The sequence below is a fragment of the Nocardioides sp. F233 genome (genome assembly GCF_057813895.1).
On the sequence record NZ_JBVASH010000036.1, the window covers coordinates 1 to 282 of the forward strand.

Here is a 282-nt window from a genome sequence, read left to right on the forward strand (position 1 = left end):
TGATGGAGGTGATGTCCATGGTCAGGCTCCCTTGCTGAACATCGCGAGCATGCGGAGGGTCACCGCGAAGCCACCGAAGACGTTGATCGAGGCGAGCAGGATAGCGACCGCCGACAGGCCGACGACGAGCTTGTCGTCATTGGCGATCTGCAGCAGCGCGCCGACGACCTCGACGCCGGAGATGGCGTTGGTGACCGACATCAGCGGCGTGTGCAGGGCGTGCGCGACCTTGCCGATCTCGTAGTAGCCGATCACGATCGACAGCATCAGCACCGTGAAGTG

The 282-nt window shown here is 63.1% G+C and carries 1 protein-coding gene; it reads right to left on the reverse strand.

What is annotated here, in order from left to right; translation table 11 throughout:
- Nucleotides 1-21: 21 nt before the first annotated feature.
- The coding region (locus ACZYRU_RS26970) for a proton-translocating transhydrogenase family protein (protein WP_488960185.1) at nucleotides 22-282 on the reverse strand (261 nt) is incomplete at its 5' end.